This is a genomic window from Streptomyces sp. NPDC048001, assembly GCF_043203115.1.
Taxonomy (GTDB): domain Bacteria; phylum Actinomycetota; class Actinomycetes; order Streptomycetales; family Streptomycetaceae; genus Streptomyces; species Streptomyces sanyensis.
The window spans coordinates 332,993-349,628 of record NZ_JBIDBN010000002.1 but is presented as its reverse complement, the minus strand read 5'-3'; the positions used below and the strand labels follow the sequence as shown (position 1 = coordinate 349,628).

The following is a 16,636-nucleotide window of genomic DNA, read 5'->3' as shown; positions in this document are numbered from 1 at the left end:
GGACGCACCGGGCACCAGGGCCGACCGGCGCCGGGCGCCGGCCGGGGACGGCCGGGGCGGCGGCCCTCATTCGACGCCGATCAGCAGCGGGGTGTCCCCTCCGCCCTCGTGGACGACGGTGTCGACGGCCAGGTAGCCCTCGCGCACATGGGCCTCCAGCAGGCCGGGGAGTCCGTCCGGGGTGCGGTCGCCGAGGACGAGGGTGACGAGTTCGCCGCCCGAGGAGAGCATCCGGTCCAGCACCGCCCTGGCCGTGTCGGCGAGGTCGGCGCCGATGACCGCCACGTCGCCGTCGATGAGCCCGAGGACGTCGCCCGCCTGGCACACCCCGGCGGAGGTCCACGAACGGCTCTCGGCGACCGCCAGTTCGGCGTGGCGGGTGGCGCCCGCGGCCGCGGTCATGGCGACCACGTCCTCGTCGAAGCTGCGGCCCGGCTCGTGGACGGCGAGGGCCGCGAGGCCCTGGACCGGGGAGCGCGTCGGGATGAGCGCCACCCGCACGCCCTCGGCGCGGGCCTGCTCGGCGGCGGCGGCCGCGGTGTGGTGCAGCGCCGGGTCGTTGGGCAGCAGCACCACCTCCCGGGCGTGGGCCCGGCGGACGGCCTCCACCAGCTCGCCGCTGGCGGGGGGTTCCCCGGGGCGGCTGGGCACCGTCGTCGCACCGGCTTCGGCGCAGAGCGCGGGCAGCCCGTCCCCGGGGACGACGGCGACGACCGCGCGCTGGGCCTGCTCGCGGGCGGGCGGGGCGGCGGTGGCCAGGTGGGTGATCCGGATGCGGTGGGGGCGGCCCGCCTCGATGCCGGCCTCGACGGCGGCACCCGCGTCGTCGACGTGGACGTGGACGTTCCAGAGCCCGTCGCCGCCGACCACGACCAGGGAGTCCCCGAGGGTGTCCAGGCGGGTCCGGAGGCGGGCGACCGCCGCGTCCCCGGCCTCCAGCAGGTACAGGACCTCGAAGGCCGGGCCGCCGTCGGGCCCGCAGGCGCCCCCGGCGGGCGCCGGGGCCTGCGGGCGGCGGCGCTCCGGGGGGCCTCCGGCGGGCGAGGGGGCCCGGCCGGTGAGGGTCTCGACGAGGGCGCCGAGCACGGTCAGCAGGCCGCGCCCGCCCGCGTCGACCACGCCCGCACGGCCGAGGACGGCCAGCTGGTCCGGGGTGGCGTCGAGCGCGGCACGGGCCCCCTCCCAGGCGGCCAGCGCGGTCTCGGCGGGGGCGGCGGGCTCCGCGCCGGTGCCCGCGGCGCGGGCGGCACGGGCGGCGGCCGCGGCCACGGTGAGGATGGTGCCCTCCACGGGGTGGGCGACGGCCTCCCGCGCGAGGTCCGCGGCCCGCTGCAGCGCGTCCGCGAGTCCCGCGCCCGCGCCCGTCCGCTCCGCCATGCCGCGCAGCAGCTGGGCGAGGATGGTGCCGGAGTTGCCGCGGGCGCCCAGGAGGGCGCCGTGGGCCATGGCGTGCACCACGTCCCCCGGCGGCGGGGCGGTGCGCCCCGTCTCGTGCGCGGCGAAGACGGCCTCGACGGCCCGGGCCGCGGACTCGACGGTGAGGTAGAGGTTGGTGCCCGTGTCGCCGTCGGCGACGGGGTAGACGTTGATCGCGTCGATCGCCTCGCGCTCGCGGCCGAGGGCCTCCAGGGCCAGTGAGCACCAGGTGCGTACCGCTTCGGCGTCCATCGTCTGCGGCACCTGGGGGTCCTCCTCGGTCGGCCGTGCCGGCCCTGGGCGGCGGGCCGATCCGCAGGGTAGACCCCGGCCGCGCCCCGGGCACGGGCCGGGGGCGGTCCGGACCATGGTAGTTTCGTAACCCCGGAGCGGGCGTTGTATGCTGCTTCGGTTGCCCGATGAGGATCGGGCGTCTCCCCCGGCAGGCCACTTCAGATCAACTGATCCGGCACGCCGGATTTCACTGTAAGTGCATCTGAAGTCTTTGGAGTGACCCGTGGCTGCCAACTGCGACGTCTGCGGCAAGGGGCCGGGCTTCGGCAACAACATTTCGCACTCGCACCGCCGTACGTCCCGTCGCTGGAACCCGAACATCCAGCGCGTGCGTGCCGTGGTCGGTCGGACGCCGAAGCGGCTCAACGTCTGCACCTCGTGCATCAAGGCCGGCAAGGTCTCGCGCTAAGGATGCTCCCCGCGCCCGCGGGGACGTTCCCGCCGACGTCTCGTCGTAGCGCAGCCCCTCCGGTTGCCTGGGAAGCCGGTCCACCTCGGTGGGCCGGCTTCTCGCCTGTCCGGGCCCGGCCGGGTCCGCGGGGGCTGCCCGGGGTGCCCGCGGGACCCGGCCGCCGTCAGCGCTGCCGCCAGGCGTGGTCGACGGGGCCGATCCCGGAGCCGAGGGCGAAGCCCGCGGCGATGGCGCCCGTGACGTAGTCCTTGGCCCGGCGCACGGCCTCCGGCACGTCGAGCCCCGTGGCGAGGCCCGCGGCGACGGCCGAGGCGAGGGTGCAGCCGGTGCCGTGGGTATGCCGGTTGTCCAGCCGCGGGGCGCGCAGCCAGTGCTCCTCGCTGCCGTCGGTGAGCAGGTCCACGGCCTCGCCCTCCAGATGCCCGCCCTTGATCAGCGCCCAGCGCGGCCCGAGGCCGAGGACCGCGGCGGCGGCCTCCCTCAGGTCCTCCTCGCCCGCCACCTCGACGCCGGTGAGCTGGGCGACCTCGTCGAGGTTGGGGGTGGCCACGGTCGCCGCGGGCAGCAGCCGGGTGCGCACGGACGCGAGGGCCGACTGCGCGAGGAGCGGGTCGCCGTGCTTGGACACCCCCACCGGGTCCACCACCACGGGCGCGTCGGTGGCGGTGAGCAGCTCGGCGACGGCCTCCACCAGCTCGGCGGTGGCCAGCATCCCGGTCTTGACCGCCTGGACGCCTATGTCGTCGACGACGCTGCGGTACTGGGCGCGCACCGCCTCGACGGGCAGCTCCCAGGCGCCCTGGACCCCCGTGGAGTTCTGGGCGGTCACCGCGGTGAGCACGCTCATCCCGTGCACACCGAGGGCGAGCATGGTCTTCAGGTCGGCCTGGATGCCTGCCCCGCCGCCGGAGTCGGAGCCGGCGACGGTCAGCACGCGCGGGGGTGTCTGCATGCCGCCGAATCTACTGCCCGGCCGCTCCCCCGCCGTCCTCGATGTCCCCGCCGAAGTGGTCCCAGCCCCCCGTGCTGGTCCAGGGCGCACCGTCCACGGTGACCTGCGGGAGCGCGGAGGGGTGGAGCACCTCGCCGATGACCTTCCAGCGGGCGGGGAGCTTGGCGTCCGGGGGGAAGGTCGCGACGATGGCGTGGTCCTCGCCGCCGGTGAGGACCCACTGCAGGGGGTCGACGCCGACGGCCTGGCCGATGTCGTGCATCTGCGTGGGGATGTCGATCAGGCCGGAGCGCAGGTCGATGCGGGCCTTGCTGGCCTGGGCGATGTGCCCGAGGTCGGCCACCAGCCCGTCGCTGACGTCGCACATGGCGGTGGCGCCGAGGCCCGCCGCCGCCGGGCCCGCGTGGTAGGGCGGCTCGGGCCTGCGGTGGGCCTCGACGAAGGCGCGGGGCGAGCGGAAGCCGCGGGAGAGCACCGCGTGGCCCGCCGCGGACCAGCCCAGCCAGCCGGTGTAGGCCACCACGTCCCCGGGGCGTGCGCCGCCGCGGGTGACCGGCTCGTGGCCCCGCAGGTCCCCGAGGGCGGTGATGGCGAGGGTGATGGCCTCGCCGCGGACCACGTCGCCGCCGACCACGGCCGCCCCGGCGACCTGGCATTCGTCGCGGATGCCGTCCATGAGCTCGGTGGCCCAGGTCGCGGGCAGTTCGGCGGGGACGACGAGTCCGAGGAGCAGCGCGGTGGGCACCGCGCCCATGGCGGCGATGTCGGCGAGGTTCTGCGCCGCCGCCTTCCGGCCGACGTCGTAGGCGGTCGACCAGTCGCGGCGGAAGTGCCGCCCCTCCAGCAGGATGTCCGTGCTCGCCACGACCCGCCGGTCGGGTGCGGAGACGACCGCGGCGTCGTCGCCGGGCCCGATCCGCACCGCCGGCGTGGTGGTGAGCCGGGAGGTGAGCTTCTCGATGAGCCCGAACTCCCCCAACTCGCCCACAGTGCCCTTCACCGAGGTTCACCTCTCCATGCGTCGGCGGTAGCCGGGACTCCGGTGGGCGGCCTCGTGCCGAGGTCGCGTGCGGTGACCGTCCTGGGTACCGTCAAGGGATACGTCAACTTCTGCTCCGTACACGCCGCGCCGGGGGTGCCGCGGCACGCGAGGGTCTCCCCGCGGCCCGCGGCGACGCGATACCGTGGCGACCCTTCTCCTCGGGATCTCCGCGCCGGCGTCCGGCGCCGGGATCCAGCTGCCGCCCTGGAGGCTTCGTGGTACAGGCGTACATCCTCATCCAGACCGAGGTGGGCAAGGCGTCGGTGGTCGCCGAGACCATCGGCTCGCTCCCGGGCGTGATCCAGGCCGAGGATGTGACCGGCCCCTATGACGTCATCGTGCGCGCGCAGGCGGACACGGTCGACGACCTCGGACGCATGGTGGTCGCCAAGGTCCAGCAAGTGGACGGCATCACCCGCACCCTGACCTGCCCGGTGGTTCACCTCTAGCCCCCGTCTACGCTTGGCCGGTGACGTCTTCGCGCCGCCGGCCCCTTCCCGTACTCCTGACCGCCGCAGCCGTGCTGGCCGCCGCGGCGGGCTGCGCCGACGGTGCTCGCGCCTCCGTCGCCGCTCCCAGCCCCCCTGCCGACGAGGCCGCCCTGTGCCGCGCCCTGCACGACGCCCTGCCGCGGTCGGTCGCCGGGCAGGAGCGCCGGGACCCCGAGCCGGCGTCCGAGCTGACCGCCGGGTGGGGTGATGCCGCGATCGTACTGCGCTGCGGTGTACCGCGACCCGAGCGGATGAGCGACCCCCAGGCGCAGGGCGTCGAGGTGGACGGCGTGGGCTGGATGCTGGAGGAGCGCGAGGAGGGCCCCCGCTTCACCACGACGTACCGCAGGACGTACGTGGAGGTGACCCTGGACCGGCGCTATCTGCACGACGCGAGCCCGCTGACGGACCTGGCCGGGCCGGTGGCCGGGGCGGTCCCCTCGGCCCTGTGAACGCCCCCTCCCCCGCCCGCGCGGGGCGGGGGTCCGGGCAGGGTCAGCGCAGGCCGGTGGAGCGGCGCAGCGCCGCCTGGATCAGCCGGTCGACCAGCTCGCCGTAGCCGACGCCGCTCTCCTGCCACATCCGCGGGTACATGGAGATCGGGGTGAAGCCGGGCATGGTGTTGATCTCGTTGATGACGAAGGAGCCGTCCTCGGTGAGGAAGAAGTCCGCGCGGACCAGGCCCTCGCAGGAGGCCGCCTCGAAGGCGGCGACGGCGAGCCGCTGCACCTCGGCGGTCTGCTCGGGGGTCAGCGGAGCGGGCACCAGGCCGGTGGCCGCGTCGATGTACTTGGCCTCGAAGTCGTAGAAGTCGTGCGAGGTGACCGGCGGGATCTCGGCCGGGACGCTGGCCCGCGGCCCGTCCTCGAACTCCAGCACCCCGCACTCGATCTCGCGTCCGCTGAGCAGGGACTCCACCAGGACCTTGGGGTCGTGGCGCTGGGCCTCGGCGATCGCCTCGTCCAGACCGGAGAGGTCGTCCACCTTGGTGATGCCCATCGAGGAGCCGCCGCGGGCGGGCTTCACGAACAGCGGCCAGCCGTGGTCGCCGGCGAAGTCGACGATCCTCTTGCGGGCGGCGGCCGGGTCCTGCTCCCACTCGCGGGGGCGGATCACCTCGTAGGGGCCGACCGGCAGGCCGAAGGAGACGAAGACGCGCTTCATGTACTCCTTGTCCTGGCCGACGGCGGAGGAGAGCACCCCGGACCCGACGTACGGCACGCCGGAGAGCTCCAGCAGCCCCTGGAGGGTGCCGTCCTCGCCGTAGGGCCCGTGGAGCACCGGGAAGACGACGTCGACGTCGCCGAGGGCCTTGGGGACGGCCCCGGGCTCGCTGTAGACCACCTCGCGGCTGCCGGGGTCGACGGAGAGCACCACGCCGCCCTCCGCGGACTCGGCGAGTTCGTCGACGTTCGGGGTGCGGCGGTCGGTGATCGCCATGCGGTCGGGCTCGTCGGCGGTCAGGGCCCAGCGGCCGTCGGCGGTGATGCCGATGGGAAGCACGTCGTAGCGGGCGCGGTCGATGGCGCGCAGGACCGCGCCCGCGGTGACCACGGAGATCCCGTGCTCGGAGCTGCGGCCCCCGAAGACGACGGCCACGCGGGGCCTGCGGGGCTGCTGCTCGGGACTCTGGGGGAGGTTCTCGGTGCTCATATCGCGATGAGACTACCCGCTGGTCCTGGTGCCGTCAGCGCCGCTCCGGCTTGGCGGCGCGGGACATCAGCTCCTTGAGCGCGACGACCGGCGGCTTCCCCTCGTGGACGATCCCGACCACGGTCTCCGTGATCGGCATGTCGACGCCGTGGCGGCGGGCGAGGTCGAGCACGGACTCGCAGGACTTCACGCCCTCCGCGGTCTGGCGGGTGACGGCGATGGTCTCCGCCAGCGTCATGCCGCGCCCGAGGTTGGTGCCGAAGGTGTGGTTGCGCGAGAGCGGGGAGGAGCAGGTGGCCACCAGGTCGCCGAGGCCGGCCAGCCCGGAGAAGGTGAGCGGGTCGGCTCCCATGGCGAGGCCGAGGCGGGTGGTCTCGGCGAGGCCGCGGGTGATGAGGGAGCCCTTGGCGTTGTCCCCGAGGCCCATGCCGTCGGCGATGCCCACCGCGAGGCCGATGACGTTCTTGACCGCGCCGCCGAGTTCGCAGCCCACGACGTCGGTGTTGGTGTACGGCCGGAAGTAGGGGGTGTGGCAGGCCGACTGGAGCCGGCGGGCGGCCTCCTCGTCCCGGCAGGCGACCACGGCGGCGGCGGGCATCCGGGAGGCGATCTCCTTGGCCAGGTTGGGCCCGGTGACGACCGCGACGCGGTCGGGGGCCACCCCGGCGACCTCCTCGACCACCTCGCTCATCCGCTTGGCGGTGCCGAGTTCGACGCCCTTCATCAGGGAGACCAGGACGGTGCCGGGCGCCAGCTCCGGGGTCCAGGCCGCGAGGTTGGCCCGCAGCGTCTGGGAGGGCACGGCCAGGACGGTGAAGTCGGCGCCGGACAGCGCCTCGCCCGCGTCGGTGGTGGCGCGCAGCCCGGCGGGCAGCTCGATGCCCGGCAGGTAGTCGGGGTTGGTGCGGGTGGTATTGACGGCCTCGGCGAGCTCGGGGCGGCGGCCCCACAGGACGACCTCGCAGCCCGCGTCGGCGAGCACCATCCCGAACGCGGTGCCCCACGAGCCCGTCCCGAGGACGGCGGCCTTGACGGGCTGGGTCACTTCACTTCCTCCCCGGCGGCCCTGCGGCGCAGCTGGGCGCGCGCCTCGCGCAGATCGTACGGCCTCGCGGGCGCCTTCTCGCCGCGGAGGTCCTCCAGCAGGCGGGTGATCGCGGCCATGATCTCCTCGGTCGCCTCCTTGAGGACCTCCGGGGTGGGGTCCTGGTCGTAGAAGCGGCTGAGGTCGACCGGCGGACCGGCCTTCACCTGCAGCGTCTTGCGCGGGAAGAGCTTGACCTTGTTCTCCTTGGCGTAGGGCGGCATCGCCAGGTTGGCACCCCACTGGGCGACCGGGACGACCGGCGCCCTCGTCTGCAGGGCGGCGCGCGCGACGCCCGTCTTGGCGGTCATCGGCCACACCGCGGGGTCCCGGGTGAGGGTGCCCTCGGGGTAGAAGGCGACGCACTCGCCCCGCTCCACGGCCTCGACGGCCGCGCGGAAGGCGCCCACGGCGTTGGAGGACTCCCGGAAGACCGGGATCTGCCCGGTGCCGCGCAGCATCAGGCCCACACCGGGGGTCCGGAACAGTGCGGCCTTCGCCAGGAATCGGGGCACTCGGCCGCTGTTGTACTGGAAGTGCCCGTAGGAGAACATGTCGAGGTACGAGTTGTGATTGATGGCGGTGATGAATCCGCCCTCGGCCGGAATGTGTTCCATCCCCCGCCAGTCCCGCTTGAACAGAAGCAGCAGCGGGGGCTTAGCGATGACCGCCGCCAGGCGGTACCAGAAGCCGACTCTACGGCGGGACACTCGTACACCTTCCTCTTCGGGCGGGCATCGGCCCTCGTGCCGGGGGTCAAGTGTCGCCCCGGGCCCCTGGTCTGTCGAGGACACCGTACGCCCAGAGTCCGCCGCCCGGGCCCCGGACCCGTCCGCCCCCGGGCGACAATGGTCCGGCAACGGCTCCGCTGGGGGCTCCGCGCGCGCAGGGAGGGAGAGTTCGCCACGGACAGGATGCCGCGGCCCGGCTGGTCGCTGGTCGTGCCGCTGAAGCCCTTGGCCGCCGCCAAGAGCAGGCTCGCCCCCGTCGCGGGCGACGCCCTCCGGCCGCGGCTCGCGCTGGCGTTCGCCCAGGACACCGTGGCAGCGGCGCTGGCCTGCCCGGCGGTACGGGATGTGGTGGTCGTCACGGACGACCGCACGGCCGGTGCCGCGCTGGCGGCGCTGGGCGCCCGGGTGGTGCCGGACTCCCCGGGCGCCGGCCTCAACGCGGCCCTGGCGCACGGGGCCCAGGCGGTCCGGGCCCTCCGCCCGGGGGCGGCGGTGGCGGCGCTCAACGCCGACCTCCCGGCATTGCGCCCCGGTGAATTGACGCGTACTCTCGCCGCCGCATCGGCATTTGACCGGTCTTTTCTCGCGGATGCCTCGGGAATCGGGACGACTTTGCTGTGCGCCCGCCCGTCCGTGGAATTGCGCCCCGCATTCGGCGGACCTTCGCGCCGCCGCCATTCGGCCTCCGGGGCCGTGGAAATCACGCTCGCCGGCGTCGATTCGGTGCGCCGCGACGTGGACACCGGCCGGGATCTGGCGGCCGCGCTGGAACTGGGCGTCGGGCCGCGCACCGCGCTGCACACGGCGGGGTACGCGGGCCGGTCCTGAGCGCCCTCCCGTCGCCCCCCGGGGGTCGGCGGGCGACGGCTGGACGCGCCTGCGCCGTACGCCTCGGAGCCGGGCGCCGTACCGGGTTCGCCCGGGTGTCCGACGGCGCGGCCGGGTGCCGGGGCGGTCGCCGTGCGCCCGCCGGGGACCGCGGGACAGGCCGTAGTCTGGGGCGCATGCAGGCCACCTCGTACACCTACGACCCGGACACCCGCAGCGGGAGCGTGCTGCTCGACGACGGGACACCGGTGCCCTTCGGCACCGCGGCGTTCGACGCCGGGGGGCTGCGGCTGCTGCGCCCCGGGCAGCGGGTGCGGATCGAGACCGAGGGCGAGGGCGGGGCGCTGCGCATCACCCTGATCACGCTGCAGACGTTCTGAGCGGACGGCACCCGGGCCGCGGGCCGGTTCCCGGGCGCCCGGCCGGGAACCGGGCGGGCGGGCCGCGCGGCGGGGCAAGGCGACGCGGGGGCGGCGGGGCGGGCGGCCGGGAGGCGGAGGACACGCCGCGGGCCGGTCTCCCGGAGGGGAGGCCGGCCCGTCGCGTGGGGTGCAGGGGGTGGAGCCGCCCTACTTCTTGCGGGCGGTGGTCTTCTTGGCGGCGGTCTTGCGGGCCGTCGTCTTCTTGGCGGGCGCCTTCTTCGCGGTGGTCTTCTTCGCGGGGGCGGTCTTCTTGGCCGTGGTCTTCTTCGCTGCCGACTTCGCCGGGGCCGCCTTCTTCGCGGTGGTCTTCTTCGCCGCCGTGGTCTTCTTGGCGGCGGTGGTCTTCTTCGCCGCGGTGGTCTTCTTGGCGGCGGTGGTCTTCTTCGCCGCGGTGGCCTTCTTCGCGGCGGTCTTCTTCGCCGTGGCCTTCTTGGCCGCCGCCTTGGCCGTCGTCCGGGTGGAGGAACCACCCGAGAGGCTTCCCTTGGGCGCCTTCTTGACCGCGACCTCGCCCCCCTTGGGGAGCTTCTTCGACCCGCTGACCAGGTCCTTGAAGCCCTGGCCCGCGCGGAAGCGCGGCACCGAGGTCTTCTTGACCCGCACACGCTCGCCGGTCTGCGGGTTGCGGGCGTAACGGGCGGGGCGCTCTACCTTCTCGAACGAGCCGAAGCCGGTGACCGAGACCCGGTCCCCTGCGACAACCGCCCGGACGATCGCGTCAAGCACCGCGTCGACAGCGTCGGCGGCCTGCTGCCGGCCACCGAGCTTGTCGGCAATCGCTTCTACGAGCTGCGCCTTGTTCACGTCTTCCCCTTCGGAGACATTTGGCCGGAACGATTGCGTCCAGGCGTTTTCGCACGTTAGGCAGATATATACCGCAAATCAAACACGAAACGGTCTAATCACCCTAGTGCCGCAACGAAGTCGACCTTGGCGGAGTTCTGGGGTCAGTCGCCGGGAGGGAAACGGCCCTCGTCGAGGTCCTTCATCAACCGGTCCAGACGCCTTGCGGCGTCCGGGAGATCGTGCTTCGCCGCCGCCGTCACGACGAGCAGCTTCCGGGACAGCGCCATCCTCACGCCCTCCGGGACTTGCAGTGCGCGCACCGTGGCGTGCGCTTCCTTGAGTCGGGCCGCGACCGCCTCGTAGAGCTCGAGTTGGCTGTCACGTTCCATGCACCGATTGTGCCATCTGGGGCGAGTTGTCGCCCCACGGGGTCTCAACGCACGACTGCGCCCCCCGCCGGGCGGCAGGGGGCGCAGTTCGGGAAAAGCGCTGCTCAGACCTGAAGCGTGCGCGGCTTGAAGGACGGGCGCCCCGCCTCGTGGGCCGCGATGTCCGACTCGTTCTGAAGAGTGAGGCTGATGTCGTCGAGGCCGTTCAGCAGCCGCCAGCGGGCGTTCTCGTCGAGTTCGAAGCCGGCGGTGACCCCGGGAGCGGAGACGGTGCGCGAGTGGAGGTCGACGGTGATCTCCGCGGTGGGGTCGGCCTCGGTCAGCTCCCACAGGGCGTCGATCACGGACTGCTCCAGGACGACCGTCAGCAGGCCGTTCTTGAGGGAGTTGCCGCGGAAGATGTCGGCGAAGCGGGAGGAGAGCACGGCCCGGAAGCCGTAGTTCTGCAGGGCCCAGACGGCGTGCTCCCGGGAGGAGCCGGTACCGAAGTCGGGTCCGGCGACGAGCACCGAGGCGCCCTGGCGCTCCGGGCGGTTCAGCACGAAGCCGGGGTCCTTGCGCCAGGCTTCGAACAGGCCGTCCTCGAATCCGTCGCGGGTGACCTTCTTCAGCCAGTGCGCGGGGATGATCTGGTCGGTGTCGACGTTGCTGCGGCGCAGCGGGACGGCGCGACCGGTGTGCGTGGTGAAGGCTTCCATGGTTCCTCAGACCCCTACGGGAGTGGAGACGTCGGCGTCGGACAGGTCGGCCGGGGAGGCCAGGTGGCCCAGCACGGCGGTGGCGGCGGCCACCTGCGGCGAGACCAGGTGGGTCCGGCCGCCCTTGCCCTGCCGGCCCTCGAAGTTGCGGTTGGAGGTGGACGCGGAGCGCTCGCCGGGGGCCAGTTGGTCGGGGTTCATCCCCAGGCACATGGAGCAGCCGGCGTGCCGCCACTCGGCACCGGCCTCCTTGAAGACCGCGTCCAGCCCCTCCTCCACGGCCTGGAGCGCCACCCGCACGGAACCGGGGACGACCAGCATCCGTACGCCGTCGGCGACCTTGCGGCCGCCCAGCACCGAGGCCACCGCCCGCAGGTCCTCGATGCGGCCGTTGGTGCAGGAGCCCACGAAGACGGTGTCCACGGAGATGTCCCGCAGGGGCTGCCCGGCGGTCAACCCCATGTACTCCAGTGCCTTTTCGGCGGCCAGGCGCTCCGAGGCGTCCTCGTACGAAGCGGGGTCGGGGACGTTGGCGCCCAGCGGGGCGCCCTGGCCGGGGTTGGTGCCCCAGGTGACGAACGGGCTCAGCCCGGCGGCGTCGATGACCACCTCGGCGTCGAAGACGGCGTCCTCGTCGGTGCGCAGGGTGCGCCAGTAGGCGACCGCGGCGTCCCAGTCCTCGCCCTGCGGCGCGTGGTCGCGTCCGCGGAGGTAGGCGAAGGTGGTCTCGTCGGGGGCGATCATGCCTGCCCGGGCACCGGCCTCGATGGACATGTTGCAGATGGTCATCCGGGCCTCCATCGAGAGTTTCTCGATGGCCGGGCCCCGGTACTCCAGCACATAGCCCTGGCCGCCGCCGGTGCCGATCCTCGCGATGACGGCGAGGATGAGGTCCTTCGCGGTGACCCCCTCGGGCAGTTCGCCGTCGATGGTGATCGCCATGGTCTTCGGGCGGGCCATGGGCAGGGTCTGGGTCGCCAGGACGTGCTCGACCTGGGAGGTGCCGATGCCGAAGGCCAGCGCGCCGAAGGCGCCGTGGGTGGAGGTGTGCGAGTCGCCGCAGACCACGGTGGTGCCGGGCTGGGTCAGACCCAGCTGCGGGCCCACGACGTGGACGACGCCCTGCTCGACGTCGCCCAGCGGGTGCAGGCGCACGCCGAAGTCCGCGCAGTTCTTGCGCAGGGTCTCCAGCTGGGTGCGGGAGACGGGGTCGGCGATGGGCTTGTCGATGTCCAGGGTCGGGGTGTTGTGGTCCTCGGTCGCGATGGTGAGGTCGAGGCGCCGCACCTGCCGGCCGTTCTTGCGCAGGCCGTCGAAGGCCTGGGGGCTGGTCACCTCGTGCAGCAGGTGCAGATCGATGTAGAGGAGGTCGGGCTCGCCCTCTGCGCGCCGGACGACATGGTCGTCCCAGACCTTCTCCGCGAGTGTCCTACCCATCGCTTTCCCTCCGGCCGGCCTGTGCCCCCGGCGCATCTAGAGATCGTGTGCGGTCCCATGGATCCGCGGGCCGCGACTACAGCGTGACAAGTTCCATGGAAAATTGAACTTGCGTTTCACAGAGTGAGACGCGAGTATCGTTGCATGGACAACTCTAGCGGCGTCGGCGTTCTCGACAAGGCAGCCCTTGTCTTGAGCGCCCTGGAGTCCGGTCCGGCCACCCTCGCGGGCCTGGTCGCGGCCACGGGACTCGCACGACCCACGGCCCATCGCCTGGCCGTGGCACTGGAACACCACCGTATGGTGGCGAGGGACATGCAGGGCAGGTTCATCCTGGGCCCGCGGCTGGCGGAGCTCGCCGCGGCGGCGGGCGAGGACCGGCTGCTGGCCACCGCCGGCCCCGTGCTCACCCACCTGCGGGACGTGACGGGCGAGAGCGCGCAGCTCTACCGCCGGCAGGGCGACATGCGCATCTGCGTGGCGGCGGCGGAGCGGCTCTCCGGGCTGCGCGACACCGTGCCGGTCGGCTCGACGCTCACCATGAAGGCCGGCTCCTCGGCGCAGATCCTGATGGCCTGGGAGGAGCCGGAGCGGCTGCACCGCGGGCTCCAGGGGGCCCGTTTCACCGCCACCGCCCTCTCCGGGGTGCGCCGCCGCGGGTGGGCCCAGTCGATCGGCGAGCGCGAGCCGGGCGTCGCCTCGGTCTCCGCCCCGGTGCGCGGCCCTTCGAACCGGGTCGTCGCCGCCGTGTCCGTCTCGGGCCCGATCGAGCGCCTGACCCGGCACCCGGGACGGATGCACGCCCAGGCCGTCATCGACGCCGCCGCCCGCCTGAGCGAGGCCCTGCGCCGCTCCGGCTGACGCCCCCGACCACCGCATCCGGCCGGCCCCTCCAACGCCGCAGGGGCCGGCCGGACGTGTCCGAGGGGGCCGCCGGGTGGACCATGGAGGTACCGCCGACCGACGGAGGTGCAGCAGCCATGGCCGAGTTCATGGACGTCCACCACGGCATGAAGGACATCACGAGCGAGAAGCTGCGGGAGGCCCACAACGCGGACCTCGCCATCGAGGGCGAGGAAGGCGTGCACTTCAAGCGGGCCTGGGCCGACCCCGGGACCGGGACCGTGTACTGCCTGTCCGAGGGGCCGTCCGCCGACGCGATCCAGCGCGTCCACGAGCGGGCCGGGCACCCCGCGGACGAGATCCACCCGGTGCCGATCACGGCCTGACCCCCACCGCGCGCACCCGCCGCGTACGGGTGCGCCCGGGCCCCCGGCCGCGGCACGACCCCCGGCGCGCCGCTCAGACCTCCAGCCGGTCCTGCGCCTGCACCCCGGGCCGCAGCGGCACCGTCCCGTGGGCCCTGCCGAGCCCGTGGGGCGGCATGTCCGCGTAGATGGACTCGTAGGAGCCCGCCGGGACCACGTAGGTCTCGTGCCAGATGCCGACATGGCGCCCGCCCCTGCGCACCGCCCGGTTCATCCGCCCCCACCAGGAGCGGTGGAGGCGCTCGGGTGCGGAGGCGTAGGCGAGCAGCTTGTCCTTGGACTCCCAGTACTGGACGAGGTAGTAGGTCCGCGGGGAGCCAGTGAGCAGCAGATGGTGCAGGAGGCCGAGGGAGCGGTCGCGCCCCAGCTCCCTGAGCATCATCGGCATGGCGAGGAACACGGGCAGCCAACGGTGCACCGCCAGGAGGCGGTTGATCCGTATCCCGATGAGGAAGACGACCACCTCCCCGTCCGCCGCCGCGGTGGTCCGGCCGGGCTGGATCCTGACGCGCATGACGCCCCCTCGACACTGTTGGATAGTTTCACTCTCCTGATGAGATAGTCGCACTACCCAACGAAGGGCACAAGTCGTGCGTCTCGGTGAGCTGAGCGAGCGGAGCGGCGTCTCCATCGCGACGATCAAGTACTACCTGCGCGAGCGGCTGCTGCCGCCGGGCCGGCGGGTCACGGCCACCCAGGCCGAGTACGACGAGTCCCACCTGCGCAGGCTGCGGCTGGTGCGGGCGATGATCCAGGTCGGGCGCGTCCCGGTGGCCACGGCCCGCGAGGTGCTCGGCCACGTGGACGACGAGTCGCTGGGCCTCACGATGCGTCTGGGCGCGGCCACCTGGGCCCTGCCGCAGCCCACGGACGAGGTCGGGGACGACGCGGCCGCGGTCGCGGCCCGGGGGACCCTGGACGCGCTGCTGACCGAGCTGGGCTGGGACACCGCCCGGGAGATCGGGGAGCTCTCCCCCGTCCACCGCGCCCTGGTCACCGCCATCGCCACCCTGAACCGGCTGGGGTTCCCGCTCTCGCTGGACGAACTCGTGCCGTACGCACGCCACATGGGCGAGGTGGCGGCACACGACCTGGATCTGCTGGAGACCCGTCCGCCGGGCTCGGAGCAGGTGGAGGCCGCGGTCGCCTCGGCGGTCCTGTACGACCCGCTGCTGCTCGGTCTGCGGCGGCTGGCGCAGGAGGTGGAGTCGGCACGGCGCTACGGGATCAGCTGAGGGCCGTCCACGATCCGGCGCCCCGCGGTCCACCGCACCGGGCGCCGCTCCGTGCCGGACACGCCCCCCGCCGCCAGCCACCGGCCGGGAACGCCGAAGGGGCCCTTCCGATGAAGGGCCCCTTCGGGCTCGTACCCCCGACCGGATTCGAACCGGCGCTACCGCCTTGAGAGGGCGGCGTGCTAGGCCGCTACACAACGGGGGCGAGATGGTGATCCCCGAGGGGGATCTGCTGGCCTACCTGGACTCGAACCAAGACTAACTGAACCAGAATCAGTCGTGCTGCCAATTACACCATAGGCCACTGGTGGTTTAGACCAGCTGGTACCCCCGACCGGATTCGAACCGGCGCTACCGCCTTGAGAGGGCGGCGTGCTAGGCCGCTACACAACGGGGGCCCTGGCGATCCTGCATCGGTGCCATCGGGAGCGACCCTGATGACCCCGCGAGAAGGATCTGTACCCCCGACCGGATTCGAACCGGCGCTACCGCCTTGAGAGGGCGGCGTGCTAGGCCGCTACACAACGGGGGCCTTGCAGATGAGCTCTGCGAGCTGGCCTACCTGGACTCGAACCAAGACTAACTGAACCAGAATCAGTCGTGCTGCCAATTACACCATAGGCCACCAGAACACAACCCCCGCTAAGGGATCTTGTCCGGGTTTACGCTTCCGGGTCCGGGCTTTTCGGCCCGCTCCCCTCGGCGCAGGAAGAACATTACCCGAAGGTGGACGGCGCTCCAAAACGGGTATCCCCGCGCAGCAGCGGGGCCAGCTGGTCGAGCCCCGTGATCCGGGTGAGCTCGGGCCTTCCGCCCGCTCCCTCGCGGTCCAGCCAGATCCCCGCGAGGCCCGCCTCGACTGCTCCCCGGGCGTCGATGTCCGGCTGGTCCCCCACGTAGGCGACCTGGTGCGGGGGCAGGCCGATCGCCTCGCACGCGGCCAGGAAGGCACCGGCCTCGGGCTTGGACACCCCGAGTTCGACCGCGCAGACGACGGCCTCGAAGCGGTCCCGCACACCCAGGGCACGCAGCTTGCGCTCCTGGTGGGCGAGGCTGGAGTTGGACAGCACGGCATGGCGGTAGTCGCCCGCCAGCAGGTCGAGCGCCGGAACGGCGTCGGGGAAGAGGGACCACGCGGCCTCGTAGTGCACGAGGTGGCGCCCGAACCAGTCGTCGGCCTCCGCGTCGGTCAGGGACGGTGCACCGAGGAAGTCCCGCACCCGGTCGCGGCGCTGGCCCGGGAAGTCGGTCAGCCCGCGGGCGACACGGTCCCAGTGGACCTGTGTGAGCCGCTTCCAGGCGGCCAGGGCCTGCTCCACGTCGGCGTACCCGCCCGGCAGCCCCTCGCGCCCCAGGTGGGCGCTCATGCCCGTGCGGTCGGCTCCCGCGTAGTCGAAGAGGGTGTCGTCGATGTCCCACAGCACGGCGCGGATCGGCATGCCCCGACGCTACCGCCGCGGCCGGCCCGCCCGCACCCGGGATGACGAGGAGGCGGCAG

20 protein-coding genes and 5 tRNA genes are annotated in these 16,636 nt (G+C 73.4%); 8 read left to right on the top strand and 17 right to left on the bottom strand.

All coding sequences use genetic code 11. The annotated features are described in order from the left end of the window. Positions 1-66 precede the first annotated feature (66 nt). Entirely contained in the window at positions 67-1,668 is a 1,602-nt protein-coding gene (locus ACGF15_RS05885; RefSeq protein ID WP_392797059.1) for a DAK2 domain-containing protein, read from the bottom strand. Positions 1,669-1,933: 265 nt separating this feature from the next. Between ACGF15_RS05885 and rpmB the strand changes: the two genes are divergently transcribed. Then, complete coding sequence (gene rpmB, locus ACGF15_RS05880) at positions 1,934-2,119, top strand: 50S ribosomal protein L28 (protein ID WP_003957616.1); 186 nt, start codon at positions 1,934-1,936, stop codon at positions 2,117-2,119. A 166-nt stretch (positions 2,120-2,285) separates the two neighbouring features. Here the strand turns inward: rpmB and thiD are convergent, their stop codons facing one another. Both thiD and ACGF15_RS05870 read right to left on the bottom strand, forming a co-directional pair. Beyond that, positions 2,286-3,074: a bifunctional hydroxymethylpyrimidine kinase/phosphomethylpyrimidine kinase gene (gene thiD / locus ACGF15_RS05875; RefSeq protein WP_345614123.1), complete on the bottom strand. Its 789-nt coding sequence runs from the start codon at positions 3,072-3,074 to the stop codon at positions 2,286-2,288. 10 nt (positions 3,075-3,084) lie between these two features. Then, positions 3,085-4,074, bottom strand: coding sequence for a thiamine-phosphate kinase (locus ACGF15_RS05870; RefSeq protein ID WP_345614124.1), 990 nt, complete (start codon positions 4,072-4,074; stop codon positions 3,085-3,087). 257 nt (positions 4,075-4,331) lie between these two features. On the opposite strand from ACGF15_RS05870, the gene ACGF15_RS05865 reads away from it, so the two are divergent. Next, positions 4,332-4,565: an Lrp/AsnC ligand binding domain-containing protein gene (locus ACGF15_RS05865; RefSeq protein WP_345614125.1), complete on the top strand. Its 234-nt coding sequence runs from the start codon at positions 4,332-4,334 to the stop codon at positions 4,563-4,565. 20 nt (positions 4,566-4,585) lie between these two features. Then, complete coding sequence (locus tag ACGF15_RS05860) at positions 4,586-5,059, top strand: DUF3515 domain-containing protein (protein WP_345614126.1); 474 nt, start codon at positions 4,586-4,588, stop codon at positions 5,057-5,059. Between the two features lie 43 nt (positions 5,060-5,102). Here the strand turns inward: ACGF15_RS05860 and ACGF15_RS05855 are convergent, their stop codons facing one another. From ACGF15_RS05855 to ACGF15_RS05845, 3 genes are read right to left on the bottom strand one after another with little or no spacing between them, the layout of a single operon-like run. After that, entirely contained in the window at positions 5,103-6,260 is a 1,158-nt protein-coding gene (locus tag ACGF15_RS05855) for a D-alanine--D-alanine ligase family protein (RefSeq protein WP_345614127.1), read from the bottom strand. 34 nt (positions 6,261-6,294) lie between these two features. Then, the gene (locus ACGF15_RS05850) at positions 6,295-7,305 is read right to left on the bottom strand and encodes an NAD(P)H-dependent glycerol-3-phosphate dehydrogenase (protein ID WP_345614128.1); all 1,011 of its coding nucleotides are present in this window, start codon (positions 7,303-7,305) and stop codon (positions 6,295-6,297) included. After that, on the bottom strand, positions 7,302-8,054 hold the full coding sequence (locus tag ACGF15_RS05845; RefSeq protein ID WP_392796988.1) for a lysophospholipid acyltransferase family protein: 753 nt from the start codon (positions 8,052-8,054) through the stop codon (positions 7,302-7,304). The genes ACGF15_RS05850 and ACGF15_RS05845 overlap by 4 nt, the downstream gene beginning before the upstream one ends. 204 nt (positions 8,055-8,258) lie before the next feature. Between ACGF15_RS05845 and cofC the strand changes: the two genes are divergently transcribed. Continuing rightward, complete coding sequence (cofC, locus tag ACGF15_RS05840) at positions 8,259-8,903, top strand: 2-phospho-L-lactate guanylyltransferase (RefSeq protein ID WP_345614130.1); 645 nt, start codon at positions 8,259-8,261, stop codon at positions 8,901-8,903. A gap of 176 nt (positions 8,904-9,079) precedes the next feature. Next, positions 9,080-9,283, top strand: coding sequence for a hypothetical protein (locus ACGF15_RS05835; protein ID WP_256522822.1), 204 nt, complete (start codon positions 9,080-9,082; stop codon positions 9,281-9,283). Between the two features lie 189 nt (positions 9,284-9,472). Here the strand turns inward: ACGF15_RS05835 and ACGF15_RS05830 are convergent, their stop codons facing one another. From ACGF15_RS05830 to leuC, 4 genes are all read right to left on the bottom strand, one after another. Beyond that, entirely contained in the window at positions 9,473-10,129 is a 657-nt protein-coding gene (locus ACGF15_RS05830; protein WP_362609205.1) for an HU family DNA-binding protein, read from the bottom strand. A gap of 143 nt (positions 10,130-10,272) precedes the next feature. Continuing rightward, on the bottom strand, positions 10,273-10,500 hold the full coding sequence (locus tag ACGF15_RS05825; RefSeq protein WP_256522824.1) for a hypothetical protein: 228 nt from the start codon (positions 10,498-10,500) through the stop codon (positions 10,273-10,275). Between the two features lie 104 nt (positions 10,501-10,604). Next, entirely contained in the window at positions 10,605-11,198 is a 594-nt protein-coding gene (gene leuD, locus ACGF15_RS05820; RefSeq protein ID WP_345614132.1) for a 3-isopropylmalate dehydratase small subunit, read from the bottom strand. Between the two features lie 6 nt (positions 11,199-11,204). Next, positions 11,205-12,635: a 3-isopropylmalate dehydratase large subunit gene (leuC, locus tag ACGF15_RS05815; protein ID WP_345614133.1), complete on the bottom strand. Its 1,431-nt coding sequence runs from the start codon at positions 12,633-12,635 to the stop codon at positions 11,205-11,207. 144 nt (positions 12,636-12,779) lie between these two features. Here leuC and ndgR point away from each other — a divergent pair, with 144 nt between their 5' ends. Beyond that, positions 12,780-13,496 carry an IclR family transcriptional regulator NdgR gene (gene ndgR, locus ACGF15_RS05810; protein ID WP_026278050.1) on the top strand — a complete coding sequence of 239 codons (717 nt, stop codon included), beginning with the start codon at positions 12,780-12,782 and terminating at the stop codon, positions 13,494-13,496. A 119-nt stretch (positions 13,497-13,615) separates the two neighbouring features. Next, the gene (locus tag ACGF15_RS05805) at positions 13,616-13,864 is read left to right on the top strand and encodes an SCO4226 family nickel-binding protein (protein ID WP_345614134.1); all 249 of its coding nucleotides are present in this window, start codon (positions 13,616-13,618) and stop codon (positions 13,862-13,864) included. A 73-nt stretch (positions 13,865-13,937) separates the two neighbouring features. Here the strand turns inward: ACGF15_RS05805 and ACGF15_RS05800 are convergent, their stop codons facing one another. Continuing rightward, entirely contained in the window at positions 13,938-14,417 is a 480-nt protein-coding gene (locus tag ACGF15_RS05800; protein ID WP_362609211.1) for a DUF4188 domain-containing protein, read from the bottom strand. A 76-nt stretch (positions 14,418-14,493) separates the two neighbouring features. Between ACGF15_RS05800 and ACGF15_RS05795 the strand changes: the two genes are divergently transcribed. Next, positions 14,494-15,138, top strand: a complete 645-nt coding sequence (locus tag ACGF15_RS05795; RefSeq protein WP_392796987.1) for a MerR family transcriptional regulator — start codon at positions 14,494-14,496, stop codon at positions 15,136-15,138. A 132-nt stretch (positions 15,139-15,270) separates the two neighbouring features. Here ACGF15_RS05795 and ACGF15_RS05790 read toward each other — a convergent pair. The 6 genes from ACGF15_RS05790 to ACGF15_RS05765 form a co-directional block, all read right to left on the bottom strand. Then, positions 15,271-15,343: transfer RNA gene (locus ACGF15_RS05790), tRNA-Glu, on the bottom strand. Between the two features lie 27 nt (positions 15,344-15,370). Next, positions 15,371-15,442 (bottom strand) — tRNA-Gln (locus ACGF15_RS05785). 18 nt (positions 15,443-15,460) lie between these two features. Beyond that, a tRNA-Glu gene (locus ACGF15_RS05780) sits at positions 15,461-15,536 on the bottom strand. Positions 15,537-15,597: 61 nt separating this feature from the next. Next, positions 15,598-15,670: transfer RNA gene (locus tag ACGF15_RS05775), tRNA-Glu, on the bottom strand. A gap of 21 nt (positions 15,671-15,691) precedes the next feature. Further along, positions 15,692-15,763, bottom strand: a tRNA-Gln gene (locus ACGF15_RS05770). 91 nt (positions 15,764-15,854) lie between these two features. After that, positions 15,855-16,577: an HAD family hydrolase gene (locus ACGF15_RS05765; protein ID WP_392796986.1), complete on the bottom strand. Its 723-nt coding sequence runs from the start codon at positions 16,575-16,577 to the stop codon at positions 15,855-15,857. Positions 16,578-16,636: the final 59 nt, after the last annotated feature.

Coding starts and splice junctions, on each gene's coding strand:
- ACGF15_RS05835 (WP_256522822.1), top strand. CDS start 9,080: ATGCAGGCCACCTCGTACACCTACGACCCGGACACCCGCAGCGGGAGC.
- ACGF15_RS05765 (WP_392796986.1), bottom strand. CDS start 16,577: ATGCCGATCCGCGCCGTGCTGTGGGACATCGACGACACCCTCTTCGAC.
- leuC (WP_345614133.1), bottom strand. CDS start 12,635: ATGGGTAGGACACTCGCGGAGAAGGTCTGGGACGACCATGTCGTCCGG.
- ACGF15_RS05800 (WP_362609211.1), bottom strand. CDS start 14,417: ATGCGCGTCAGGATCCAGCCCGGCCGGACCACCGCGGCGGCGGACGGG.
- ndgR (WP_026278050.1), top strand. CDS start 12,780: ATGGACAACTCTAGCGGCGTCGGCGTTCTCGACAAGGCAGCCCTTGTC.
- thiD (WP_345614123.1), bottom strand. CDS start 3,074: ATGCAGACACCCCCGCGCGTGCTGACCGTCGCCGGCTCCGACTCCGGC.
- cofC (WP_345614130.1), top strand. CDS start 8,259: ATGCCGCGGCCCGGCTGGTCGCTGGTCGTGCCGCTGAAGCCCTTGGCC.
- leuD (WP_345614132.1), bottom strand. CDS start 11,198: ATGGAAGCCTTCACCACGCACACCGGTCGCGCCGTCCCGCTGCGCCGC.
- ACGF15_RS05885 (WP_392797059.1), bottom strand. CDS start 1,668: ATGGACGCCGAAGCGGTACGCACCTGGTGCTCACTGGCCCTGGAGGCC.
- ACGF15_RS05805 (WP_345614134.1), top strand. CDS start 13,616: ATGGCCGAGTTCATGGACGTCCACCACGGCATGAAGGACATCACGAGC.
- ACGF15_RS05825 (WP_256522824.1), bottom strand. CDS start 10,500: ATGGAACGTGACAGCCAACTCGAGCTCTACGAGGCGGTCGCGGCCCGA.
- ACGF15_RS05855 (WP_345614127.1), bottom strand. CDS start 6,260: ATGAGCACCGAGAACCTCCCCCAGAGTCCCGAGCAGCAGCCCCGCAGG.